Genomic DNA, 23,036 nt, shown 5'->3' with positions numbered 1-23,036 from the left:
TCCGCCCTGGCCGGCTGGCCGGCTGGCCGTCGGCGTCGGGGCGACCGGTTCGCATGAGACGTACAGCCGTCCCTTCGCCTTCGGGGCGTCGCCTCCGCTGCGCCGGGCTACCGATCGAGCGGCGGCCGTCGGCGAGAGTCCTTGCCGAACGAACAGTAGCGATATATCGTTGACGCATCGCGATCGGTCAATGGAAGATTGGCCGACATCCGGCAGGCCATCGGGCCGTCGGCTGACGAAAGGACATCCCCATGCGACCCCATGGACATGGACACGGACAGGAACACGGCTTCGGGCGCGGCCCCTGGGGCGGCGGTCGCCCTGGCGGTCCCGGTGGCCACGGCCACGGCGAGCCGGGCGGCTTCGGCGGCTTCGGTGAGCGGTTCGAGGGCCGCCGCGCCTTCGGCCCCTTCGGGCCACCCTTCGGCGGGCCGCAATTCGGCGGCGGTCGGGGGCGTGGCGGACCGCGTGGCCGCGCCCGCCGCGGCGACGTGCGCGCTTCGATCCTCGCGCTGCTCAAGGATCGCCCGATGCACGGCTACGAGATGATCCAGGAGATCGCCGAGCGCAGCGGCGGAGCCTGGAAGCCCAGCCCCGGCTCGGTCTACCCGACCCTCCAGCTCCTGGAGGACGAGGGCCTGATCGCCAGCGCCTCCGAGGGAGGGAAGAAGCTCTTCTCCCTGACGGAGGAGGGGCGTACCGAAGCCGACGGTGGGCCCGACGCTCCCTGGGAGGACGCGGGGCGTGGCGTCGACTGGGAGGCCATGAACGAGATCCGGAAGGCCGGTGGCGGTCTCGTCGACGCCTTCCGGCAGGTCTGGGCCACCGGCACCCCTGAGCAGCGGGAAAAGGCGATGGCGGTGGTCAACAAGGCACGGAAGGAGCTGTACCTGATCCTCGCCGAGGAGGACTGACGGCCGAGGGCGCGCGGTTCCCGCCCCGGCGTGCGGAACTTCGCCCCCGGCGCACAGGGGCGGCCGCGCGCCGGGGCTGCGCCACGCTTCACGGCGCGCTCAACGGGGTCCGTCAGGCCACGAGCGCTGCGAGTTCGTGGAGTGAGCTCTCCAGTGCCGTACTCGCGGAAGCCTTGAGCTTCGCGGCCATCAAGGACACCGCGGCGCCGGTGAACTCGCCGTCGATACGCACCGTCGTCGCCTCGCCGTCGGGCTCCAGCGCGTACCGCATCGTCAGCGTCACGCCCATCGGACCCTTGCCCCGGATCTCCAGCAGTCGTTCCGGCAGCAGTTCCCGCACCGTCCAGTGGACCTCGGCCGGGAAGCCCATCAGCTTCATGTTCTCCTCGTACTCCGCACCCACCCGCAGGGGGTCCGGTCCGCCCTGGGGGAAGCCGGTGTGCGTGGCGTTCCACCGGCCGTAGTGGTCGAAGTCGGTGAGCTGCTCCCAGATCGGCCCGGCCGGAGCCTCGATGCGGGCCTGCGCGGTGACTGCGGCCATACGACCACCCCTTTAGGTGACGACATGCCTGACGGGTCCGCGGAACGTATCGGCGCCGACCGCAACCTTCAAGGCTGATGGCTCGTCAATGTCAACGGGCCGACAAGCCTCCTCTTGCGCTTCCGGAGAGGTGCGGTGCCATGGGCGCTCGCGGGATTCATGCGGTGGGACGCCACGACGGGCGCCGCCAGGGACGGCCCCCTCGGGACCCGCTTCGGGGGAATGCCGGGAATCGACAGCTCGGGCTTTCCGGTGAAGAAGGGGGAAGCCTGGATATTTCGCCCATGCGGCATCCCCTTCTCCTCCTTACGGAGGAGAAGGGTCGGGCTTCTCCCCAACCATGGTGGGATGCGCAAATGCTTCCCGCCGGGGATGCCCGGGCCTTTCGTGGCTGGTGGGGTGGTAGATGTGCAATACCGTGCTGCGAACAGCGGCGGGGAGGTCCCCGCGCGGGTGGATATGGACGCACAGCTCACCGTTGAGCTGGCGTCGGTGATATCCGCTGCCCGCCGACGGGCCACACGGGACGGCGATCGTCAGGTCGACACCGCGCACCTGCTGCACGGTCTGCTGGAGTGGGACCCCGCCGTACGGGACGCCTTCGACGGCGGGCCGCCCCAGATCGCCCGCCTCCTCGGCTACCTCGTCCAGCGCAGCATCGGCTACGGACTCCAGTGGCACGGCACCGTCGAGGATTCCGGCGCGGTACCCGTGGTGGCCGAGGGCGGCGTACCGGGATGGTCGCCCGCCGCGGCCGCCGCCATGGACGGCGCCCTCGACCGCGCACATGCCCGCTACGCCCTCCGCGCGGGATGCCTGGATCTGCTGGCCGCCTTGGTGGACGATCCCGAGTCCCGTGCCGTCGAGGTGCTGCGCCGGGCCTCCGTCGACACCGCACTACTCGCGGCCCGCCTGGACGGACAAACCGCCGACCTGGGGTGATGACCCGCTGAAGGCTACTCGGCGGACCGGGAGACGGAAAGCCGGTAACGGGTGACTCCGCTGATGGCGGCTGTCATGATGACCCGATGCACGCGTCTTCGGGGAGCCCCGCCGCCACGAACGCCCGGCCGGGGCAGGCCACTCACGGTGCCGCGGCACCGTCCGCGCACACCCCCGCCCCTGGGGCGGAAGGGCCCCAGACCACCTCGGGGCGCGGGATGAGCCTGGCCCTCGCCCTGCTTTCGGCCGTTGCCTTCGGTGGCTCCGGAGTTGCCGCCAAACCCTTGATCGAGGCGGGACTGGACCCCCTGCACGTCACCTGGCTCCGCGTCGCGGGCGCCACCTTGGTGATGCTTCCCGTCGCCTGGCGCCACCGCTCCCTGGTCCGGCGCCGCCCCGGGCTGCTCGTGGGATTCGGGCTGCTCGCCGTCGCGGGCGTCCAGGCGTGCTACTTCGCGGCTCTCTCCCGCATCCCCGTCGGCGTCGCGCTCCTCATCGAGTATCTGGCGCCTGCCCTGGTGCTCGGCTGGGTCCGCTTCGTACAGAAGCGGCCGGTCACCCGTGCCGCCGCGATCGGCGTGGTCCTTGCCGTCGGCGGTCTGGCCTGCGTGGTCGAGGTGTGGTCCGGCCTCAGCATCGATGCGCTCGGGCTCGTTCTCGCCCTCGGCGCCGCCTGCTGCCAGGTCGGCTACTTCGTTCTCTCGGACCATGGGACCGACGGCGAGGACACCGTCGATCCGCTCGGCGTCGTCGCCTACGGGCTGCTGATCGGCACCGTCGTCCTCACCGTGATCGCCCGGCCCTGGGGCATGGCGTGGTCGGTGCTCGGCGGAACGACCTCGATGAACGGCACCCGTGTCCCCGCCGTGCTGTTGCTCGCCTGGATCGTGCTGGTCGCGACCGTGCTCGCCTATCTCACCGGTGTGGTGTCCATCCGTCGACTGTCGCCGCAGGTGGCCGGTGTGCTGGCCTGTCTGGAAGCGGTGATCGCGACGGTGCTGGCCTGGGTGCTGCTGGGTGAGCATCTCTCCCCTCCGCAGATCTTCGGCGGCGTTGTGGTGCTGGTCGGGGCCTTCATCGCACAGTCGTCGACGCCGACGGCTGGAGGCGCGGAGGAGACCACTGTGGTCGCCGGGTCGTCCGGAGCCGTGACCACCGGCGACGTGGACAGGGCAGGAGAGCGCGGGCACCGGTAACCGCCGGCTGTTGGTGGAGCGGGCCGTCGCCCGGGGCGACGGCCGTATCGCCTTACCGGCTGCCGCGCCCCGGCCTGCTTGCCGTCGGCGCGGAGCGCGGGCAGCTCATGGCGTCCGGCCCTGCCCCTCGCGAGCGGCGGCGAGGCGGCGTTGCTGGTGGACGCGGGCAGCGGCGTCCCCGGGAGCGTTCCGCTCCGCCAGCCGATCGGATATCCGCTGCTGGACCGCCTCGGACCGCTTTCCGGCGTACTTGAATTTGGCCCGCACCTCCTGGATCTCCAGGAGCAGCCCCCGGATTCCCGCCAGCTGACGGCCGTACGGCGCCTGATCGGCGGCGACCGGCGCGGAGCCGCCCTCGGGTTGGAAGTGATCCATCTGCCGTTGCAGCAGTACGGCCTTGGCTTCCGGGGCGTCCACGATGTGGGCGTGACAGGTGAGTTGCACGGCAGCGTAGAAACTCGTGGGGACGCCGTGTTCGGGCGGCTCGTCCTCGGCGGCCTGCCACGGGCCGGGGATGAAGGTGTAGTCGTCGACCACGCTCAACAGCACGGTCGGTGCCGCTTCCAGCGCGGGCCAGATCGGATTCGGTCGGGCGAGATGGGTGACGATCTGACCGCTTCCGGGCGTGTAGGCGAAGTGCATCGGCTGGACGAACGGCGGCGCGCCCGGCGGGCCGTTGACCGCCAGCTGGCCGAAGTCGTGACCGGCGAGCCAGTGTTGCCATTCGCCGTCGTCGGTCGGGGCGTCCCACGGGTGAATCAGCACGGAAGGCTCCTATCGCGCGGTGAGATACGCCGGCTCGGGAATGGCCGGGCCCTGGGAATCCGCCGGTATGGGTGTGCCGTACACAGGGGCCACGGGAAGCACGCCTGCCCAGTGGGGGAGTGCCAGGTCCTCGGGCTCGTCGTTCGGGCCGCCGGTGCGGATCTTCGCCGAGACCTCCCGCAGATCGAGCCGGATGACGGCGGTGGCGGCCAGCTCCTTGGTGTTACCCGGGCGGGAATCGGCGGACCTGCCGGGGAGGACGTGGTCGACGAGGGCGTCGAGGGCCGCGGTCTTCTCCTCGGGGTCGGTGACCTGGTGGGCGGTGCCGTGGACGACCACGCTGCGGTAGTTGATGGAGTGGTGGAACGCGGACTTCGCCAGCACCAGGCCGTCCACATGCGTCACCGTGACACAGACCGCGAGGCCGGGATCCGGCTGACCGGCCGCCCGCAGCGGTCGGGAACCTGTTGAACCGTGCAGGTAGAGGCGGTCGCCGACCCTGCCGTAGAGCGTGGGCAGAACGACCGGGGCGCCGTCCCGCACGAACCCCAGATGGCAGACGTATCCCTCGTCGAGGATCGCGTGGACGGTCTCCCGGTCGTAGGCGGCACGCTCGGCGGACCGGGTGGGAACGGTCCGCTCGGTCGGTACGTACTCCGAGGGGGCACCTCCGGAAGAGGGGGCGTCCGTACCCGGCGAGGGGATCTGCGGGCGGCGGCGCGACGGGGTCTGGGACATTGCCAACTCCATTGCACTAGTGCATAATCAACTTTGTGCTAGAAGAGTATCGGATCGAAGGGCGGCGCGCATCGGAAATTGCCGCCAGCGTTGAACGGGCCGTCGGCGACGGTGGACTCCAGCCGGGCGAAGTCCTGCCTCCGCTGCGGGAGTTGGCCGTCTATCTGGAGGTGAATCCGAATACGGTCGCCGCCGCGTACCGCACGCTGCGGGACCGTGGAGTGATCGAGACGGCCGGGCGGCGCGGCAGTCGGGTGCGCCCGCGGCCCGCGAGCACGGCGCGCGATGCGATCCGGGTCGAGGTGCCGCCGGGCGTCCGGGACGCCTCCGCCGGAAACCCCGACACGGCGCTTCTGCCGCCCTGGGGTGAGGCAGTGGCGGCTGCCGCGGCGCGCAGTGCGGGGCGGCCGGTGCTCTACGGTGCGCCGCCGGTGGACGGTGCCCTTGAGGAAATGGCCCTCGCTGCGCTGGCCGAGGACGGCGTTCCGGCCGGGCCGATAGCGCTGACCAGCGGTGCGCTCGACGCCATCGAGCGCACGCTCGCCGTGCACCTCCGGCCGGGCGACACGGTGGCGGTGGAGGACCCGGGCTGGGGCAGCCTGCTGGACCTCATACCGGCGCTCGGTCTCCGGTCCGTCCCGGTTGCCGTCGACGACGAGGGGCCGCTGGCCGCGGAGTTGGCGCGGGCACTCGACCAGGGAGCCCGGGCCGTCGTCGTCACCGACCGGGCGCAGAACCCCACCGGAGCGGCCGTGAGCCGGGCGCGCTCCGCCGAGTTGCGGAGCCTGCTGGCGGCACACCCCGGAATCCTGCTGATCGAGGACGACCACGGCCACGGCATCGTCGACCTCCCCCTCCACCCGCTCGCGGGCGTCACCGACCACTGGATGCTGGTGCGCTCGACGGCCAAGGCGTACGGCCCGGACCTGCGCCTGGCGGTCATGACCGGCGATCCGACGACCGTGGACCGGGTCCGCGGCAGACAGCGTCTCGGACCGGGGTGGGTGAGCCACCTTCTCCAGGACACCGTGGCCCATCTGTGGCGGAGTTCCGCCGTCGATCCTGCGGTGGTGGCCGCGGCGTACGCCGAGCGACGGAACGCTCTGATACGCGCGCTGGCGGTGCGCGGGGTGCCCGCCTGCGGCCGGAGCGGCATGAACGTGTGGGTTCCGGTGCCCGATGAGACGGGGGCGGTCGCCCGCCTCTTGCACGCCGGATGGGCGGTGGCGCCCGGTGCGCGCTTCCGTCTGCAGTCGCCACCCGCGATCCGCATCACGATCTCGGGTCTGACCTCGGTCGACATCGAGCCGTTGGCCGAGGCGGTCGTGGCTGCCGTCGGCTTCGGAGAGGCGCGGCGCTACGAATGACCGAGGGGTCGCACGAAGGCGGCCCCTCGGATGTGGGCGAGGCGGCCGGACGGACGCGGTCCGGCCGTCGGGTCACCGGTCAGTGCTCTTCCGGCGTCCGACCCGCCAGAGCCGCATCGGGAAGGGGGACGGGCGCTCCGGATTGTGGTGCGACGGGCAGATCGACGGAGGGGACGTCGGCCTGTACGGCAGCGTCGGCCCGTTCCGTGGCGTGCGCAGGAGTTGAGGACGGGCCCGGGCCCGAAGCCACGGCGGAGGAAGGGGCGGAGCGGCGCGGCTTGCTCTGGGTGAGCGCGGCACCGGCGAGCACGATCAGGGCGCCGACCGGCGTGTTCCAGCTGAGCTGCTCGCCCAACAGCGCCACCCCCGCGGCCGTGGCGATCACGGGAATGAAGTAGGTGACCATCTGCGCGGTGGTGGGGCCGATCTCGGCGACCAGACCGTACTGCAGCAGGAACGCGAAGCCGGTGCCCAGCGTGCCGAGCGCGATCACGGAGACCACGGGCCAGAGGGGGAAGGAGGTCGGCGCGCCGGTGAAGAGCGGTGTGACCACCGCCAGCTGTGCGGTCGCCAGCAACAGCTGTGCGCTGGAGACGGAGAGGTGGGAATCCTGGGATCCGCCCAGCGTGCGACGCACATAGATCCAGCCGATCGGGTAGCACAGAGAGGCGCCGAGGGCCATCGCGGTGCCCGTCAGATCCGTGCCCGTGAAGCCCTGCCAGGCGCCCAGCACGGTTAGGACGCCCAGGAACCCCACGCCCAGACCGGCCACCCGGCGGCGCGTCGGGCGGTCCTCGGACAGTGCGACCACCGACAGGGCCATGCCCCACAGCGGTGAGGTGGCGTTGCAGATCCCCGCCAGTGTGGAGGGGATGGTCAGCTCCGCGAAGGCGAAGAGCGAGAAGGGGAGCGCGTTCAGAAAGAGCGCCGCCACCGCCAGATGCGCCCAGGTGCGGACCGAACGCGGTAGCCGCTGGCGCTTCACGACGAGCACGGCCAGCAGTACCGCGGCGCCGCTCGCCACCCTGCCCAGCGTCACCTGGAGCGGCGCGAAGCCCTCCGTACCGACCTTGATGAAGAGAAAGCTGAAGCCCCAGACCAAGGCCAGAACGGCGAAGCGCAGCCGCCAGCCGGTGGGCGAGGGCGCAGCTGGGGAGGCAGGGGCGACGGTGCGCGTCGCGCGGGAGGCGGTGGTGCTCATGCGCACCACGATGAGCCGTCCAACGTCGTAGCACAAGCGAGAATGTATGGGAGGTATCGCTTAGCATTGCTTACATGTTGAACCTTGATCGCCTCCGGACGCTGAACGCGGTCGCGCGGCACGGATCGGTGAGCGCGGCGGCCGAAGGGCTGCATGTGACGACATCGGCCGTCTCCCAGCAGATCGCCAAGCTGGAGCGGGAGACCGGGCAGCAACTACTGGCGAAGAACGGTCGCGGTGTCCGGCTGACCGACGCGGGCCGTCTCCTCGCTGATCATGCGGCGCGGATCCTCTCCCAGGTCGAGTTGGCGGAGGCGGAGCTGGAGGCGCGTCGCGGCCAAGCTGTCGGGGAGCTTCGGCTCGGTGCCTTTCCGACCGCCGCCCGAGGACTCTTCCCGCCCGCGCTCGTGAGGCTGAGCCGAGCCCACCCGCAGCTCCGCTCGCGCCTGACGGAGATGGAGCCGGACGAGTCGGTGCGGGGCGTGGTGCGCGGAGACATCGACCTCGCGGTCGTACTGGACTGGTACAACCGCCCGCTCTCCCTGCCCGACGGTCTCGCCAAGGCTCCGCTGCTGGACGATCCGGCGGACGTGGCCATGCCCTCGAACCATGCGTTGGCCCGCCGCCGCACCGTCGAGCTGGAGGATTTCTCCGACGACGCCTGGATCTCCTGGCCGCAGGGGGAGTTCTGCCACGACTGGCTGATGTTCACCCTGCGCAGCAAGGGCATCGAGCCGCGTATCGCGCACATGGCGGAGGAGCACCACACCCAACTCGCCCTGATCGCCGCCGGTCTCGGGGTAGCGGTCGCACCGCGGCTGGGGCGTGGTCCGGTGCCGGAAGGGGTGAGCGTGGTGCCGGTGGGTCACGCCATGCGCCGCCATGTCTACGCGATCTGGCGCGCGGACGCGGACCGCCGCCCCTCCATCCGTGCGGCCGTCAACGCTCTGCAGACGGCGGGCAAGGAGGTGGAAGGAGCGGCGGATCTTTCCACGGCCGAGCGCCCGGACGGCGGGAGCCGGTGAACGGCGGGGTGCCGCGGGCAGCGCGCGCCCCGGAGGTGTGTGGCCCCGGCACCGAGCGGTGCCGGGGAGCTTCGGACCGGGCTGTCACCTGCCCAGTTGACGCTTGAGGATCTTCCCCATGTCGTTGCGCGGGAGCGAGTCCAGGAAGTGCACGGTGCGCGGCCTTTTGTGCGGGGCCAGTTGGCGCGCGACGTGGTCGGACAGCTCATCGGCGGAGGGCCGCGCGGCATCGGGCGTCAGGACCACCCAGGCGACGATCCGTTCGCCGAGGTCGTCATCCGGCTCACCGGTGACGGCCGCCTCGGTCACCGCGGGATGTGCCAGCAGGGCATTCTCGATCTCACCGGCGCCGATCTTGTATCCGCCACTCTTGATGAGGTCGGTCGCCTTCCGGCCGACGATGCGGTAATTGCCGTCGGCGTCCCGTACCGCCATGTCGCCGGTACGGAACCATCCGCCGTCGAACGCTTCGGCGGTGGCGTCCGGGCGGTTGAGGTACTCGACGAAGAGGTTCGGGCCGCGTACCTGGATCTCGCCCACCGTTTCGCCGTCGTCGCCCTCGATGACCTCGCCCGTCTCGTCGACCAGGCGGAGGTAGACACCGGGGAGCGGCACCCCGACCGAACCGGTGGCCGGCGGGCCGTCCGCCCGCACGCTCGTGTTCATCAGCGTTTCCGACATGCCGTACCGCTCGATCACCCGGCGGCCGCACGCCGCGGTGAGGCGTGCGTGGTCGGTGAGGGGCAGCGCCGCCGAACCGGAGACCAACAACCGTGCGGCGCCCAAGGCCCTGGCGAGCGCCGGATCGGCACCGACCTCCACGGCGAGACGGTGGTACATCGTCGGCACGCCGAAGAACATCGTCCCGCCGTCGGACAGGCCCCGGGACACGCCATCCGAGGTGAAGCGGCCCAGGTGGTGCAGGCTGCCGCCGCGCCGAAGCGGTCCCAGCACGCCGAGGATGAGGCCGTGGACGTGGAAGAGCGGAAGGGCGTGGACGAGCACATCATCGGCCGTCCACTGCCAGGCATCCTCCAGCGCGTCGAGGGTGTGCGCGAGGGCGCGGCGGGGCAGCACCACGCCCTTGGGCGGCCCGGTGGTGCCGGAGGTGTAGACGATCAGGGCCGGAGCTTCTTCCCCTGGTTCGTGCGGGAGCACCGGCACCTTGTGCGGTGCCGAGGCATCCGATTCCCGACTCGGATCCGGCTCGCCCGCCGCCCCGCTGCCCACGAGGTCCTGGTCCGTCTCCTGCGCCGATGTCTGCTCGGCGGCGCCGATCCTGATGTCGAGACGGGGGAGCGCGGCGAGTGCCTCGGGCAGTGCCGCGCCCGGTTCGGCGAGGACGAGGTCGGGGGAGCTGTCCGCCACGATGTGCGCCAGCTCGCTCGCACCGATCTTGGGGTTCACCGGAATGGCCGGAACCCCGGCCAGCAGCGCCGCGACCACGGCCACCGAAGTCTCCAGGGTCGGGGTCGCCCACACCGTGACGCGCGTCCGGCCGCCGAGACGCTCGGCGAGCGGAACGGCGGCGGCGCCGAGTTGCCGATAACTGAGCCGCCGCTCGCCGAAGCGCAGCGCCGGTGCGGAAGAACCGTCACGCAGCGCGGGGAAGAACACGTTCACCGCAACTCCTCCATCCTCGTCGGCGCCCGACCGCAGAGGGCCGCAGCTGCCGGGCGACCCGCGGCCGAGATGGCGCGGACCGGTCCTGTCGAGCTGATCCCTCAACTGTCGCAGAGACCACTGACATCGCATGCACGAGGCGACAACGGAACCCTGTCGGCTCTGCCATGTGCCGAGGGCGTACCGGGGCGACTCAGGGACGTGTCAGGGAGATCCTCGAGCAGGATCGGGGATCTCCCTGATGAACGGCGCCAGCGCCAGAACCTAGCTTGAAGGCATGAGGAAAACCGGGATGCAAGACATGAGGAGAACCGAGATGCGACGAGTAACACGCTTATACGGACCGGAAGACGAGGCGGTACGAACGCGGTCAGCCGGTCGGCATTTTCCGGAAGTCCCAGGAGACGGCGGAGTCCGGGACGAGACGCAGCCAGGCATGTCGGCCGTCGTGCGGCATGCTCTCCATGCCGAAGTACTTCGATGCGAAGAGCCGCTCGGGGGCGTCGAGTTCCGGGCACGGCTGACCGGTACACGGCGCCTCCCCGACGAACACGGCCCGGCCGGACAGCTCGGCTCCGCGCAGCTCGCCGTACCCCTCGCCGTCGTCGATCACCACCGAGATCCGAGGGTCGTTCCGCAGATGCCGCCAGCGTTTGCTGCGGGTGAGCGAATACAGCCAGAGCGCGGTGCCGTCCCAGACGAACCACAGCGCGCCGACGTGCGGAGCACCGTCCCCGCTCACGGTGGCGACGCGGCAGGTCCGCTGCATGGTGAGAAAGGCGTCGCGCTCTCCCGCCGTCATCATGATCCGGCGCCCGCGCCGCTGGGTGTCGGCGGCGCCGCCGTTCGTGGTCTCCGTCATCGATGAATCGCCTTCGTCTCTCGGCCGTCGACTCCACACAGGGGCGCGGCGTTCCTTGCGCCGTTGATCCTTCGAACCTTCTCAATTGAAAACTGATGCAGCGTCAGGAATGATGCGGGCGCGCGAGACCGGACGCAAGGGTGCGGTGAGGTCTCCGGTGGGGTCGGGCGGGTCGGGGACGGGCCTGGGCCGCCGGGGGCTTCGGCCCGGAGACCGTTGAGCACACGAAGGGCGGGGTGGAGATGGTGGCGGACGCGCGGCTGATGGCGCAGGTGGATCCGGCGACAACGGTGCTGCTCACGGTGGAGTGCCAGCAGGGCGTGGTGGGGACGGACAGCGCACTGCCGGAACTCGCCGCGGTGGCACGGGAGTCGGGGGCGTTGGGCAATGTGGCGCGGCTGGTCGACGCGGCGCACGGGTCCGGCGTGCAGGTGGTGCACGCGCTCGCGGTACGGCGCCCGGACGGCCGGGGGGCCAGCCGTAACGCCAGATTGTTCCGGGCCGCCGAGCGGTTGCCGGTACAGCAGGTCATGGGCACCTCCGCGGCCCGGGTCGCCGCGCCGATCGCGGTGTCGGAGGGCGACCTGGTGGTGCAACGGCTGCACGGCCTGTCGCCGCTGGCCGGGACGGATGTCGACGCCCTGCTGCGCAACCTCGGCTGCCGCACGGTGGTGATCACCGGGGTGTCGGCGAACGTGGCGATCCCCAATGCCGTCTTCGACGCGGTCAACGCCGGATATGTGGCAGTGGTGCCAGAGGACGCGATCGCGGGTGTGCCCGCCGCATACGTCCCCGAGGTAGTCCGTCACTCCCTGGCCCTGGTGGCCACGGTGACCCGGACCGATGACGTGGTGGCGTGCTGGGAAGGACCGCAACGGCCCACGGAGGGCAAGTGAGAGCACAGGAGTAACCCTGTGTAGAGCGGAAATGGCCGGAGAGGAGAGGAGGCGCGGCGGCTCCGCGGAAGCAAGCGACCCGCTCCGCCCAGGCACCCAGGGCTACCGGTGCCGTGAAGCTCTGCCATTCCCGCCAGGCGCAGGGCAGTTCGGCCCGACAGTGCAGCGCGGCGGGAGGCGCAGCGGAGGAAAGGGCGGCAACCAGGTCGGTCGGGCACGACAACCAGCCAACGTGAAGGGCTTCGTGCCGGTCGGACGAGTGGGCCCAGCACACTGCAGGGATTGCCCGGCAGGCGCTCGACCGGATGTGGCCTGCCTCCGTCGAAACGGGGAGATCGATGGCTGCACCGGCACGACGACATACCTCGACCCGTAGCCGTCGGACCGGTGGTGCGCGACGGCCGTCCGCCACCCGTCGTCGGCCGGTGGCGCGGGCCCGGCGGCGTACCGTGCGGCGGCAGATGCGGAAGGTCACCCCGGCGCGCCTCGCCGGTGCCGTGGTGGTGCTCCTCGTCGTGAGCGCGGTGATCCGGGCGTACCCCGTCCTCTGCGCGCTTCTCGCGGTCCTGGTGCTCGGGGTGATCGTGACCGTCCACCGGGTACGCGGGGGCAGCTTCCCGGGGGCGAGGGGCCGTGCCGACGCCCGTACGGATGTCACGCACAGCATCGCGGCGTATCAGCACATGAGCGGTAGCCAATTCGAGCATGCCATCGCGGATCTCGCGCGGCGGGATCCGGGGGTCCGTGCGGCGACCGTGTCCGGGGGCGCCAACGACCGGGCGCTCGATGTCCTCGTACAGCTCACCGACGGCCGCCGGATCGCGGTCCAGTGCAAGCGGTTCGCGGCGGGTAACCGAGTGGGTGCGCCCGTCGTGTACGAGGTGAACGGGACCTACCGGGCCTACCACCGCTGCGATGTCGCGCTCATCGTCACGACCAGCGACTTCACGCAGGACGCGCGGCGGGCCAACGCTGAACTCGACCATCCGCTGCGCCTCGTCGACGGCCGGGCGCTGGGCCGGTGGGTCACTGGTGGACGCCCGCCCTGGTACCCGTAGGGCGAGCGGGGCGGCCGCTTCCGGGCTGGTCACCGGAAGTCCCGGGGCGGGGCCGCACCTCGTTCCCGGTGCGGCCCCGTGCAGGGCGCGGTCCCTCCTGGTGATCCCTCCTGAGGGCAGCCATCGGCCGCCTTCGGTCACTTCAGGGTGCGGGCGACCACCGACGCGGCTTCGGCGATGACCTTGTCCTCGGGGGTGGCGTCCTCCGCCTCGCGGCTGGACAGGATCGACACGACGATGGGGGAGGAGTGCTCGGGCCACAGGACGGCGATGTCGTTGCGGGTGCCGTAGTTGCTGCCCATGCCGGTCTTGTCGCCGACCACCCAGCCCTTGGGGACGCCCGCCCGGATGAGGGTGTCGCCCGTGGTGTTGGTCCGCAGCCAGGTGGTGAGCTGGGCGCGCTCCGCCGGGCGCAGCGCCTTGCCGAGGACGTAGGCACGCAGATCCTTGGCCAGGGCCCGGGGCGTGGTCGTATCGCGGGTGGACTTCGGGTCCCAGGTGCTGAGCAGCGGTTCGGGGCGTTCCATCCGCGTCACGTCATCGCCCAGCTTCTTCAGCGCCGCGTTGAGGCCCTTGGGGCCGCCGAGCTTGTCGAACAGCAGATTCGCGGCGGTGTTGTCGCTGTAGCGGACGGCGGCGTCGCACAGTGCCCCGAGCGTCATACCGGTCTTGACGTGCTTCTCGGTGACGGGGGAGTTGGGGACCAGGTCGTCCTGGGAGTAGTGGACCACGTCGTCCATCCCGCTCAGCGTGCGCTGCTTCAGGACCTCCCCGGCGGCCAGCGCCTTGAACGTCGAGTTGAAGGGGAAGCGCTCGCCGTCGCGGTAGGCGACCTCGCGGCCGGTGCCGGTGTCGATGGCGTAGACGCCCAGCCGTGCGGAGAACTTCCGCTCCAGTTCCTTGAGGTCCTGGGCGAACGGCCGGGTGGCGGACGGCGTCGCCTTCGGGGACGGCGCGGAGGTCTCCGCCTCGGCGCTGCCGGCGCCGCAGGCGACGAGCGGGACGAGGAGAAGCGCGGCGAACGCACCGCGCACGGCACCCCGGGTACGGGACGGCTGCATGGTCTGACCTCCTGGCGCCTGGCGGGCAGGGCGCATCGGGGACGGGCGGCCCGTCCCGGTGGGTGATCGGGATTGCGCAGCCACTCTCGCCCCCGGTTGTCATGCGGTCCAATACGCCGACGCGCGGTTCCATGCGGATCTGGCATAGAGTCCCGCCGTGGATCTGGTGGGGGCGTGCAGTGCGTTTGTCAGCGTCAGCGAGCGTGGGAGCTTCACCGTGGGGGCGGCGGCCGCGCGGATGTCCCAGTCGGTGGCGAGCCGACGCGTTGCCGCACTGGAGGAGCACTTCGGGGAGAAACTGTTCGAGCGCACTGCGCGGCGCGCCGTGCTGACCGCCTTCGGTCGCGAGATGCTCCCCGTCGCCCGGCAGCTCGTCCAGGCGGCCGAGGTGCTGCTGCACGAGGCGGAGGCGGCCCGCAGCCGACCGTGGCGGCTCGCGGTCCCCGCCATCTGCCCGACCGCCGACCGGGCCCGTCTCGTCGCCGCGGCGCGCGGGCACGGCATCACCCTCGACCTGCGCCCCGAGGGCCCGGCGCGGCGGCAGGAACTCCTCCACGCCCACCAGGTACGCGCCGGAGTGCTCGCCGTGCCGCCGGAGGGCGCGCCCTGGACGGTGCCGCTCGGCCTCGCCGCCGCCGACGACGTCGGCCCACGCCGCGTCCACCTCGAAACGCTGCGGGTGGGCCGCGCCGCCACCGGCCCGGCCCGGCGCGTCTGGATCCAGCCGGAGGACGACGTCCCGCACATCCGTGATCCGCTCACCCGGCTGCGGGACGCGGTGGGGCTGCGGCCGACCCAACTGGTCACCGCGAGCGATCTGACGACGGCGGCAGCCGAGGTCATGACCAGCCGCGACCTGCTGCTCTGCGCTCCGGCGCAGGCCACGGAGCTGGCCCTGCACTGGCGGCCGCTCGGCGGGATCACGCTCGCCCGCGGCTATGCGCTCGCCGCCGCGGAAGGTTCCGGACGACACATGGAGGCCCGTCTGGGCGACGCCCTCGCCCGCTGCCTCGGCGCCGACGGCATCAGAGGCACCGGCACCGGCACCGGGCCGGACGCATGAGGCCCGGCCCCGCGGACGGCCGCGGCGCCCGGACCGGCCGGGCGCGCCCCTCGACCCGTCCCACGCCGACCGGTACCTGACCTTCTCCTCGGCGGTCCGCCCGACGTCCCGCCCCAGGGGCCCGCGCCCGCCGCCGCCCGGAGCACCCCACCGTCCCGCCCCTGTCCCCACCACCCGGAGCCGTCCATGAGTACCGAAGCGTTGCTGCGTGAGCTCCGTCGTGATCTGCACGACGGCGGGTTGCACGGCTGCCTCCTCGTCCGTGACCTGCACACGGGGGAGGAGCTGGGGATCGAGCCGGACGCCCAACTGCCCGTGGCCTCCCTGGTCAAGGTGCCGCTGGCGCTGGCGACGATCGAGCGGATGCGGCGGGGCGAACTCGACGGCGCGACGCTGCTGGACGTGGCACCGGGCCGGATCACCACGCCCGGCCCCACCGGGCTGAGCCGCTTCCGGCACCCCGTACGGATAGCCCTCGACGATCTGCTCTACCTGAGTACCTGTGTGAGCGACGGGACGGCCGCCGACGCGCTGTTCGGCCTCACCCCGCCCACCCGGGTCGCCGCGATTCTCCAGGAGTTCGGCCTGGTCGGGATCACCGTCCGGCACGGGATGCGGGAGCTGTCCGAGACGCCCGAGGAGCGGTTCGACGCCGGGCAGGCCCATCTGGCGCATGCCCTCGCCATCGACGCGGGCACCAGCGGGCGCGGCCACCGCGTGCCGCAGCTCGACACCACCCGCGCCAACATCGGCAGCGCCCGCGCCTATGTCGATCTGCTCCAGGCGCTGTGGACACCGTCGGCGATCGCGCCGGAGGTCGCCGGGCGCGTCCGGGAGCTGATGGGCCACCATCTGCTCCGGCACCGTCTCGCGCCGGACTTCAGCTCCGACGCCACGACCTGGTCGTCCAAGACCGGAACGCTGCTCAACCTCCGGCACGAGGCGGGGGTGGTCGAGCACGCCGACGGGCAGATGTTCGCGGTCGCCGTGCTCACCGAGTCGCTGGTCCCGGCGAGCGCCCAGCCCGGCGCCGAAGCCCTCATGGGTCAGGTGGCCCGCCGCCTCCGGGACCATCTGCGGCAGCTCTGAGACCGCGGGGGAAACCGGCCCGGCGGCACCGGCCGCACCCGCTCTGAGCTGCACCGATCGGCAGCAGCAAAGCATCAGCGGCACATCAGCGGAACGCCAGGGCGTGGCCTCAGGCTGAGGGTGACCAGGTGCCCGCACCCGGCATGCAGACCTTGAAACGGGAGTCCCCATGCGTACCGCCATCCGCCGCCCCGCCGTCCTCGCCGTGGCCGCCGTCGCCACCCTCGGTCTCACCCTCACCGCCTGCGGTGGCGACGGTGACGGAGCGAAGGACAAGGCGGACGCCGCGTCCGCCCCGGCCGGGCAGAACACCACCGGTGCCCATGCGGAGAAGGCCGACGCCGGATCCCCCGCCTCGGCCGCCGAAGCGCACGCCCCGGCCGCTCCGGTACGGGCCGAGAAGCCGGTCGCCGCGGGGACGAAGGCGACCGGCGGCAAGGTGCCTGCCTGCACCTTCGAGGATGTGAAGATCACCGCGGAGAAGCAGGACGGCACGCCCACCACGCACCTCACGCTGACCGCCACCAACACCTCGGGCCACACCTGCACCCTGCTCCGGTACCCGCTGATCGCGTTCGGGGACCTCCACACCGCCAAGGACGTCCCGGCCGTCGCCAAGAGCAAGCCCGCCGTCCGCGTGGTCCTGAACGCCGGGGAGCCCGCCTACGCCGCCGTGCGGATCAACAACGGCGGCGTCCACGAGGACAACCACGTGGTCACCTCCTTCACCGTCAACCTCTTCGCCCCCGAGGGCCCCGCCGAGGGCTCCAAGGATGTGAAGGCGCCCCGGGGCGGTATCGCCGTCGACGACGCGGTCGCGAAGACCGGCTACTGGACGACGGAACTCCGCAACGGCGCCGACGAGTTCTGAATCCGTTCCGACGAGTTCTGACCCGCCCCGCCTGATACACCCGCCCTGCCTGGTACACCCGCTACGCCTGATCACCTGCCACGCCCGCCGCCGTCCCCGGAAGCCCCGTCCGGGGGCGGCGCCGAGCGCGTTCGCGCCCTGTCCCGCTCCTCCTCCGGGCCCCCACGCGCCCCGCAGATCCGCCCGGGGGCCGGAAACCGCCTCCCCGTACGTCCCGCACCCCGTGCTCACATGGGCGGAAGAGGAAAAACACCACGGACGGGACGGGGAACACCGTGAAGAAACGCCTCTCGACGCTGGCCTGTGCCACGCTCCTGACCCTGCTGCCGCTCACCGTGCCCACCGCCGCGCAGGCGGCCGGCAAGTGCCCGAAGAACGATGTCTGCGGCTGGGCCCAGCCGCACCTCAAAGGCAAGAGGTACAAGCAGAACACCGCCGGTGACCACGGCTGTTTCCCCTTCACCGGCCGGTCCGTCTCCAACCAGAGCAGGTATGTGACGACCTTCTACCGCGGCTCGGGCTGCTACGGCGCGACCTTCAAGCTCAAGCCGGGCACGTACTCGGCCAAGACCCCCTGGAAGGTCGTCAGCGTCAGCTACTGACGGCCCCCGGGCCCGCAGCCGCCCCCGGCGGTGGACCCGCAGCACGAGGACGGAGCCCCGCCGGGACGATCCGGCAGGGCTCCGTCGGTCGGTGCTCCGTCGTACCGCGGTGCTACGCGTGCGTGGCGGCGTCGCAGTTACCGGCGGCGCATCTGGTCAGCCAGTCGGCGAAGTCGGCGTCGTAGCGGGTGCCGATGGTCTCCGTGAGCAGGGTGCGGGCGGCGGCCCAGTCACCCTCGCGGTAGTGGCCGAGCAGGGTGTCCACGTCCTGCGGGTGGGACTGGAGCAGGTAGCGCACGGCCAGATAGCCCCACGGGTAGGTGCGGGTGGTGTCGGCGTTCTCGTAGGAGGTGTCGAAGAGGGTGCTGAGCTTGTAGGTCTTCTTGCCCGCCTCGGCGATGGCGTCGTCGTAGGGGAGACCGCGGTACGAGTACGAGATGTACTCCGCGAAGCCCTCCACCCACATCACGGTCGGTGTCTTCATGTTCTCGTCGAAGTCGCCGTACATGTCGAAACGGCCGTCGAGGTAGTGGGTGTACTCGTGGTTGAGGTTCCAGATCGCGAAATCGGGGCGCTGCCACTCCGCCTCGTAGGCGATGAAGCGCGGCAGGTTGCCCTCCGTGGCGGGGTCGCCCTCCAGGTACATGCCGCCGTTGTCGGTGGAGATGCCGTAGATGACGCCCGCGTAGGTCTGGTAGTCGGCACTGGAGTCGAAGACCACCACTTCGATGGTGCTGTTGTGGTCGTCGGCGACCGGACCGCTGTCCTTGACCACCTTGTGGAAGTACGCGTCCTGCTGGAGCAGGCTGTCGCAGCTGGCCGTGAAGTCGGCGTCGGTCATCTGCTGGGCGACGATCCGCAGGGTCGGGCCGCAGGTGTGCTTGTCCTTCAGCACGGCGTCGCGCACCCGGTTCTGCAGGTCGCAGGTGCCGTAGCGGGAGCAGTTGTCCTTGTCGTACGCATCGGTCATCTCGGCCAGACCGACCCAGAGCGGAGCGGTGCGGCCGGTGATATCACTGCGGTCGAGCAGCTCCTTGACCAACGGGCCGGTCTTCTCGCGCAGTTCGGGGTGCTGGAGGAAACGCCCCAGCTCGCGACCGGCGTTGGAGACCAGGTACGCCCGGTCGGTGCCGAGCAGGTCGTCATGAGCGACGGCGAAGTCGCGCAGCACGGTCAGGACGCCCGGGTCCGCCTGCACGGCGGAGACGAACTCCGGCAGCCAGTGGCCGCGGAAGAGCACGGTGTAGCAGTTGTTGACCGCCGAGACCATCCACCAGAAGGCGTCGTACGACGCGTCGTAGTCCGTCAGGAGCCGGGTGACGGTCTTCAGGTAGCGGGCGTTCTCGCCGGAGCTGTCGATCAGGGTGACCGTCTCGGCCAGGGTCTCGCCGTTGGCCTCGCTGACGTCGAAGGCGTGGGAGGAGCCGAAGAAGGCGTCCAGCGCGCCCTGGACGGCGCTCTTCAGCGCGGGACCGTAGGGACCGACGTCGTCCGGGTTGCCGTACTGCACGTAGTAGCCGGCCCGTAGGTAGAGCACCACCTGGGTCGTGGAACCGCTGTTGTCGCCCGGGTAGGTGGCGGAGTCGGCGCGCAGCGCGTCGGCCACCGTGACCATCTGCGCCTCCCGGAAGAGGGCCTTGGCGTCCTGACCGGCCACGCCGAACAGCGTGTTGATGCAGTCGGTCGCCGCGCCCTTGATCTGCCGGACGAGGGCGTCACCGGTCTTCGAGGTGAAGTCGGAGACGTGGCACGCCGCCTCGGCACCGCGGCCCGGCGCCGTGCGGGGCGCGGCCTGGGCGGTGCTCAGCGGGGGCCGTACGGACGGGGACCTGGTCGGCGCGGCCGTGTGCGCGGCGTCGGCGCGGTGCAGCGCGGTGGCGGTCGTCGGGGTGGCGGGACGCGGTCCCGGCGCCGAACGCGGCTGGGGTGTTCCGGCGCGTACGGTGCCGGTGCCCGCGGTCGCCCTGCCGGGGTGGGCGGCGAGCAGGGCCAGCCCCAGACAGAGCGTCAGGGCCGTCATCGCCAAGCGGGCGAGGCTTCTTCGGGTGGGGGATCTGCCTGTCAACGGGGCCTCCGGGCCGGTCGGAAGCCGTGCCCGTGCACGGCTGTGGGGTGGACCGTGGTGGCGCGGCCGGGCATGACGGAACTGTCATGCTCACGGCGATGTGTGACATGTACCATTGCACACTTCACATGGCCTGAGAAGTCCGCTGCGCCCGCCCGTACCCCGAGCGGGCGCGTGGGTCGAACGGCGTCAACTCCCTCTGATATCAGGTGAGTTGGCGAATCGGGCAGGCCCGTGTGCCCGTCCGCCGTGGTGCGGCGTCGGGTGTCGCCTGCCGTCGTCCGGGGGCGGCCGGACGGTGCGGGACCGGCGCCGCGGATCAGCGCCGGGTGCCGCGCCGCCGCCTCCCGGTGCCCCTGGCCGCCGCCCGGTCCTGCTCTCCCTCGGCCCACAGGGTGCGGACGTGCCCCAGGTGGCGGGTCATGCACCTCTCGGCCGCCTTGGCGCCCCCGGTCAGCATCAGGTCGAGGAGTTCCAGGTGCTCCTCGGCCGACGGGAGCAGCTCACCGCGCTCGTCCAGGGCGGTCAGACCGTACAGCCGCGAGCGTTTGCGCAGGTCGCCGACGGTCTCCACCAGCCGGTCGTTGCCCGACAGGGCGAGCAGCGAGAGATGGAACCGGCGGTCGGCCTCCAGATAGCCGATGAGGTCGTGCACCCGGGCGGCGCACACGATCTCCTCGGCGACCGGGCGCAGCGCCTCCAGATCCTCGGGCGCCGCGCTGCGGGCGATCCGGCCGATCATGGGCACCTCGATCAGGGTCCGGATCTCCGTGTACTGGTCGAGGTCGCGCTCATCGACCTCCGTGACCCGGAAACCCTTGTTGCGGACCGGCTCGACCATCCCCTCCCGTGCGAGATCGAGCATCGCCTCGCGCACCGGCGTCGCCGAGACCCCGAGGTCCTCGGCGAGCGCCGGTGCGGAGTAGACCTCGCCGGACTGGAGTTCGCCGGAGATCAGCGCCGCGCGCAGGGCGTGGGCCACCTGGTCGCGCAGCCGCTCGCGCGTGGTGATGAGACCGTGCTGTGTCAAATGGCCCATGGCGGTGGTGTGTTCCCTTCGTGCCTGCCCCCGCGCCTTCCCGGCCGAGCGGAGCGCCCACGTACAGTGTCATGTTTCCCTGCCGCCGGGGGCCCGGAGTTCACAGGAGGAAGCCCGCGGGGAAGGGGTCGTCGGGGTCGAGGAAGTACTGGGCGGTGCCGGTGATCCAGGCGCGGCCCGTGACCCGGGGGACCACCGCCGGAACGGCACCCACCGCCGTCTCCTCGATCAGCCGTCCGGTGAACCGCGTACCGATGAAGGACTCGTTGACGAAGTCCTGGTGGAGGGGGAGTTCACCGCGGGCGTGCAGTTGTGCCATGCGCGCGGAGGTGCCGGTGCCGCACGGGGAGCGGTCGAACCAGCCCGGGTGGATGGCCATCGCGTGCCGTGAGTGCCGGGCGTCGGAGCCGGGCGCCGTGAGGTGGACGTGCTTGAGCCCGGCGATCTCCGGGTGCACGGGGTGGACCGGCCGGTCCGGGGAGGTGTTGACGGCTTCCATGATCGCGAGGCCCGCGGCGAGCAGGTCGTCCTTGCGGTCCCGGTCGAACGGCAGCCCCAGGGCGTCGAGTGCGACGAAGGCGTAGAAGTTCCCGCCGTACGCGAGGTCGTACGTCACCGTCCCCAGGCCCGCCACCTCCACCGTGCGGTCCAGGGCGACACAGAACGCGGGCACATTGGTGAAGGAGGCGGAGACGGCGGCGCCGTTCTCCACCCGTACATCGACGGGGACGAGACCCGCCGGGGTGTCCAGGGTGACCCGGGTGACCGGCTCGGTCACCGGCACCATCCCGGTCTCCACGAGCACGGTGGCCACTCCGATGGTGCCGTGGCCGCACATGGGCAGCAGCCCGGAGACCTCGATGTACAGGACGCCGTAGTCGGCGTCGGGGCGGGTGGGCGGCTGGAGGACGGCGCCGCTCATGGCGGAGTGCCCGCGCGGCTCGTACATGAGCAGGGTGCGGAGGTGGTCCAGGTGGGTGCGGAAATGGCGTCGGCGCTCGGCCATCGTGGCACCGGGGATCACCCCGAAGCCGCCGGTGACGACCCGGGTGGGCATGCCCTCGGTGTGGGAGTCGACGGCGTGGAAGACATGGCGGGTTCGCATCGTGGGTCCCTCCGTTACGGCCGGTGGCGGTGGCGTTCAGCGGTGTCCGTCGGCGAGAGCCCGTGCGGTGGCGGACCGTACCGCCCGGTCGGCCGGTTCCGTCAGCGGCAGCCGCGGCGGGCGGGCCGGGCCGCCGCGACGGCCCGCGAGGTCCATGGAGACCTTGATGGCCTGCACGAACTCGGGTTTGGAGTCCCAGCGCAGCAGCGCGTGCAGGGACTTGTACAGCGGCAGGGCCCGGTCGAGGTCGCCCGCCGTCGCGGCGCGGAACAGCTCCGCGCAGGAGACCGGGAAGGCGTTCGGGTACCCCGCGATCCAGCCGACCGCGCCCGCCAGGGCCAGTTCGAGCAGGACGTCGTCGGCGCCGATGAGCAGGTCGAGGTCCGGGGCGAGCTCGGCGAGTTCGTAGGCCCGGCGGACGTCGCCGCTGAACTCCTTGACGGCCACGATGTGCCCGGCCGCGTGCAGCTCGGCGAGGAGCGGGGGGACGAGGTCGACCTTGGTGTCGATCGGGTTGTTGTACGCGACCACCGGCAGGCCCACCGCGGCCACCTCGGCGTAGTGGCCGTGGACGGCGGCGGGTTCGGCACGGTAGGCGTTCGGCGGCAGCAGCAGGACGCTCCCGCAGCCCGCTTCCGCCGCCTGCTCGGCCCAGCGGCGCGACTCGGCGGCACCGTACGCGGCGACACCGGGCATGACCCGGGCGCCGTCGCCCGCCGCCGCGACAGCCGTCGCCACCACCTGGGCGCGCTCCTCGTCCGTCAGCGTCTGGTACTCGCCGAGCGACCCGTTGGGGACGACGCCGTCACAGCCGTGGTCGAGGAGGAAGCGCACATGGTCGGCGTAGGCGTCGTGGTCGACGGAGAGGTCGTCGCGCAGCGGGAGCGCGGTGGCGACCATGATGCCGCGCCAGGGACGGGCGGCGCTCCAGGAGATACGGGTGTCCATGGGGGCTCCTACGGAAGGCGGGTGCGCGGGGCGGGGCGGGCGGCGGTCGGTCCGGGAGCCGCGGG

At 71.7% G+C, this 23,036-nt stretch carries 22 protein-coding genes; 11 read left to right on the top strand and 11 right to left on the bottom strand.

What is annotated here, in order from left to right; all coding sequences use genetic code 11:
- The first annotated feature begins 251 nt into the window (after window positions 1-251).
- On the top strand, window positions 252-914 hold the full coding sequence (locus IF23_RS0112310; RefSeq protein WP_030282839.1) for a PadR family transcriptional regulator: 663 nt from the start codon (window positions 252-254) through the stop codon (window positions 912-914).
- A 112-nt stretch (window positions 915-1,026) separates the two neighbouring features.
- On the opposite strand, the gene IF23_RS0112305 is transcribed toward IF23_RS0112310, so the two are convergent.
- Window positions 1,027-1,455 (bottom strand): type II toxin-antitoxin system Rv0910 family toxin, encoded by a 429-nt coding sequence (locus tag IF23_RS0112305; protein WP_030282837.1) that lies wholly within the window; start codon window positions 1,453-1,455, stop codon window positions 1,027-1,029.
- 459 nt (window positions 1,456-1,914) lie between these two features.
- Between IF23_RS0112305 and IF23_RS0112300 the strand changes: the two genes are divergently transcribed.
- Both IF23_RS0112300 and IF23_RS0112295 read left to right on the top strand, forming a co-directional pair.
- Complete coding sequence (locus IF23_RS0112300; protein ID WP_030282835.1) at window positions 1,915-2,397, top strand: Clp protease N-terminal domain-containing protein; 483 nt, start codon at window positions 1,915-1,917, stop codon at window positions 2,395-2,397.
- Window positions 2,398-2,615: 218 nt separating this feature from the next.
- Complete coding sequence (locus IF23_RS0112295; RefSeq protein WP_051739527.1) at window positions 2,616-3,593, top strand: EamA family transporter; 978 nt, start codon at window positions 2,616-2,618, stop codon at window positions 3,591-3,593.
- A gap of 105 nt (window positions 3,594-3,698) precedes the next feature.
- Here IF23_RS0112295 and IF23_RS0112290 read toward each other — a convergent pair whose 3' ends face one another.
- A complete protein-coding gene (locus tag IF23_RS0112290; protein WP_030282832.1) occupies window positions 3,699-4,358 on the bottom strand; it encodes an FMN-binding negative transcriptional regulator in 660 nt (219 codons plus the stop codon).
- Between the two features lie 9 nt (window positions 4,359-4,367).
- A complete protein-coding gene (locus tag IF23_RS0112285; RefSeq protein WP_051739526.1) occupies window positions 4,368-5,096 on the bottom strand; it encodes a pyridoxamine 5'-phosphate oxidase family protein in 729 nt (242 codons plus the stop codon).
- 35 nt (window positions 5,097-5,131) lie between these two features.
- Here IF23_RS0112285 and IF23_RS0112280 point away from each other — a divergent pair, with 35 nt between their 5' ends.
- The gene (locus IF23_RS0112280; protein ID WP_078653928.1) at window positions 5,132-6,463 is read left to right on the top strand and encodes an aminotransferase class I/II-fold pyridoxal phosphate-dependent enzyme; all 1,332 of its coding nucleotides are present in this window, start codon (window positions 5,132-5,134) and stop codon (window positions 6,461-6,463) included.
- Window positions 6,464-6,542: 79 nt separating this feature from the next.
- Here IF23_RS0112280 and IF23_RS0112275 read toward each other — a convergent pair whose 3' ends face one another.
- On the bottom strand, window positions 6,543-7,664 hold the full coding sequence (locus tag IF23_RS0112275; protein WP_211266154.1) for an EamA family transporter: 1,122 nt from the start codon (window positions 7,662-7,664) through the stop codon (window positions 6,543-6,545).
- Window positions 7,665-7,738: 74 nt separating this feature from the next.
- Here IF23_RS0112275 and IF23_RS0112270 point away from each other — a divergent pair, with 74 nt between their 5' ends.
- A complete protein-coding gene (locus IF23_RS0112270) occupies window positions 7,739-8,689 on the top strand; it encodes a LysR family transcriptional regulator (RefSeq protein ID WP_051739525.1) in 951 nt (316 codons plus the stop codon).
- 84 nt (window positions 8,690-8,773) lie between these two features.
- Here IF23_RS0112270 and IF23_RS0112265 read toward each other — a convergent pair whose 3' ends face one another.
- The gene (locus IF23_RS0112265; protein WP_030282822.1) at window positions 8,774-10,312 is read right to left on the bottom strand and encodes an acyl-CoA synthetase; all 1,539 of its coding nucleotides are present in this window, start codon (window positions 10,310-10,312) and stop codon (window positions 8,774-8,776) included.
- A gap of 370 nt (window positions 10,313-10,682) precedes the next feature.
- The gene (locus IF23_RS0112260; RefSeq protein WP_030282820.1) at window positions 10,683-11,174 is read right to left on the bottom strand and encodes a pyridoxamine 5'-phosphate oxidase family protein; all 492 of its coding nucleotides are present in this window, start codon (window positions 11,172-11,174) and stop codon (window positions 10,683-10,685) included.
- Window positions 11,175-11,416: 242 nt separating this feature from the next.
- Between IF23_RS0112260 and IF23_RS0112255 the strand changes: the two genes are divergently transcribed.
- Both IF23_RS0112255 and IF23_RS0112250 read left to right on the top strand, forming a co-directional pair.
- Window positions 11,417-12,070 carry an isochorismatase family protein gene (locus IF23_RS0112255; protein WP_030282818.1) on the top strand — a complete coding sequence of 218 codons (654 nt, stop codon included), beginning with the start codon at window positions 11,417-11,419 and terminating at the stop codon, window positions 12,068-12,070.
- A 461-nt stretch (window positions 12,071-12,531) separates the two neighbouring features.
- Entirely contained in the window at window positions 12,532-13,128 is a 597-nt protein-coding gene (locus IF23_RS0112250) for a restriction endonuclease (RefSeq protein ID WP_245654964.1), read from the top strand.
- Window positions 13,129-13,265: 137 nt separating this feature from the next.
- On the opposite strand, the gene bla is transcribed toward IF23_RS0112250, so the two are convergent.
- Window positions 13,266-14,189, bottom strand: a complete 924-nt coding sequence (gene bla / locus IF23_RS0112245) for a class A beta-lactamase (RefSeq protein ID WP_030282814.1) — start codon at window positions 14,187-14,189, stop codon at window positions 13,266-13,268.
- A gap of 157 nt (window positions 14,190-14,346) precedes the next feature.
- Between bla and IF23_RS0112240 the strand changes: the two genes are divergently transcribed.
- The 4 genes from IF23_RS0112240 to IF23_RS0112225 all read left to right on the top strand — a co-directional run bounded on the left by IF23_RS0112240 (window position 14,347) and on the right by IF23_RS0112225 (window position 17,814).
- Complete coding sequence (locus IF23_RS0112240) at window positions 14,347-15,252, top strand: LysR family transcriptional regulator (protein ID WP_051739524.1); 906 nt, start codon at window positions 14,347-14,349, stop codon at window positions 15,250-15,252.
- Window positions 15,253-15,438: 186 nt separating this feature from the next.
- Window positions 15,439-16,341 (top strand): serine hydrolase, encoded by a 903-nt coding sequence (locus IF23_RS0112235; RefSeq protein ID WP_030282810.1) that lies wholly within the window; start codon window positions 15,439-15,441, stop codon window positions 16,339-16,341.
- 169 nt (window positions 16,342-16,510) lie between these two features.
- Window positions 16,511-17,212 carry a DUF4232 domain-containing protein gene (locus IF23_RS0112230; protein WP_030282807.1) on the top strand — a complete coding sequence of 234 codons (702 nt, stop codon included), beginning with the start codon at window positions 16,511-16,513 and terminating at the stop codon, window positions 17,210-17,212.
- 275 nt (window positions 17,213-17,487) lie between these two features.
- Entirely contained in the window at window positions 17,488-17,814 is a 327-nt protein-coding gene (locus IF23_RS0112225; RefSeq protein ID WP_030282806.1) for a peptidase inhibitor family I36 protein, read from the top strand.
- A 112-nt stretch (window positions 17,815-17,926) separates the two neighbouring features.
- On the opposite strand, the gene IF23_RS0112220 is transcribed toward IF23_RS0112225, so the two are convergent.
- From IF23_RS0112220 to IF23_RS0112205, 4 genes are all read right to left on the bottom strand, one after another.
- The gene (locus IF23_RS0112220; RefSeq protein ID WP_030282804.1) at window positions 17,927-19,834 is read right to left on the bottom strand and encodes a collagenase; all 1,908 of its coding nucleotides are present in this window, start codon (window positions 19,832-19,834) and stop codon (window positions 17,927-17,929) included.
- Between the two features lie 364 nt (window positions 19,835-20,198).
- Window positions 20,199-20,918, bottom strand: coding sequence for a GntR family transcriptional regulator (locus IF23_RS0112215; protein ID WP_037677971.1), 720 nt, complete (start codon window positions 20,916-20,918; stop codon window positions 20,199-20,201).
- A gap of 100 nt (window positions 20,919-21,018) precedes the next feature.
- Entirely contained in the window at window positions 21,019-22,023 is a 1,005-nt protein-coding gene (locus IF23_RS0112210) for a proline racemase family protein (RefSeq protein ID WP_030282800.1), read from the bottom strand.
- Window positions 22,024-22,059: 36 nt separating this feature from the next.
- Window positions 22,060-22,971, bottom strand: a complete 912-nt coding sequence (locus IF23_RS0112205; RefSeq protein ID WP_030282798.1) for a dihydrodipicolinate synthase family protein — start codon at window positions 22,969-22,971, stop codon at window positions 22,060-22,062.
- Between the last annotated feature and the right edge of the window lie 65 nt (window positions 22,972-23,036).

Origin of the sequence: Streptomyces catenulae (assembly GCF_000718015.1) — a bacterium.
In the GTDB taxonomy this organism is placed as follows: domain Bacteria; phylum Actinomycetota; class Actinomycetes; order Streptomycetales; family Streptomycetaceae; genus Streptomyces; species Streptomyces catenulae.
Note: the sequence above shows the minus strand (reverse complement) of the source record. Positions and strands in the feature narration are given on the sequence as shown.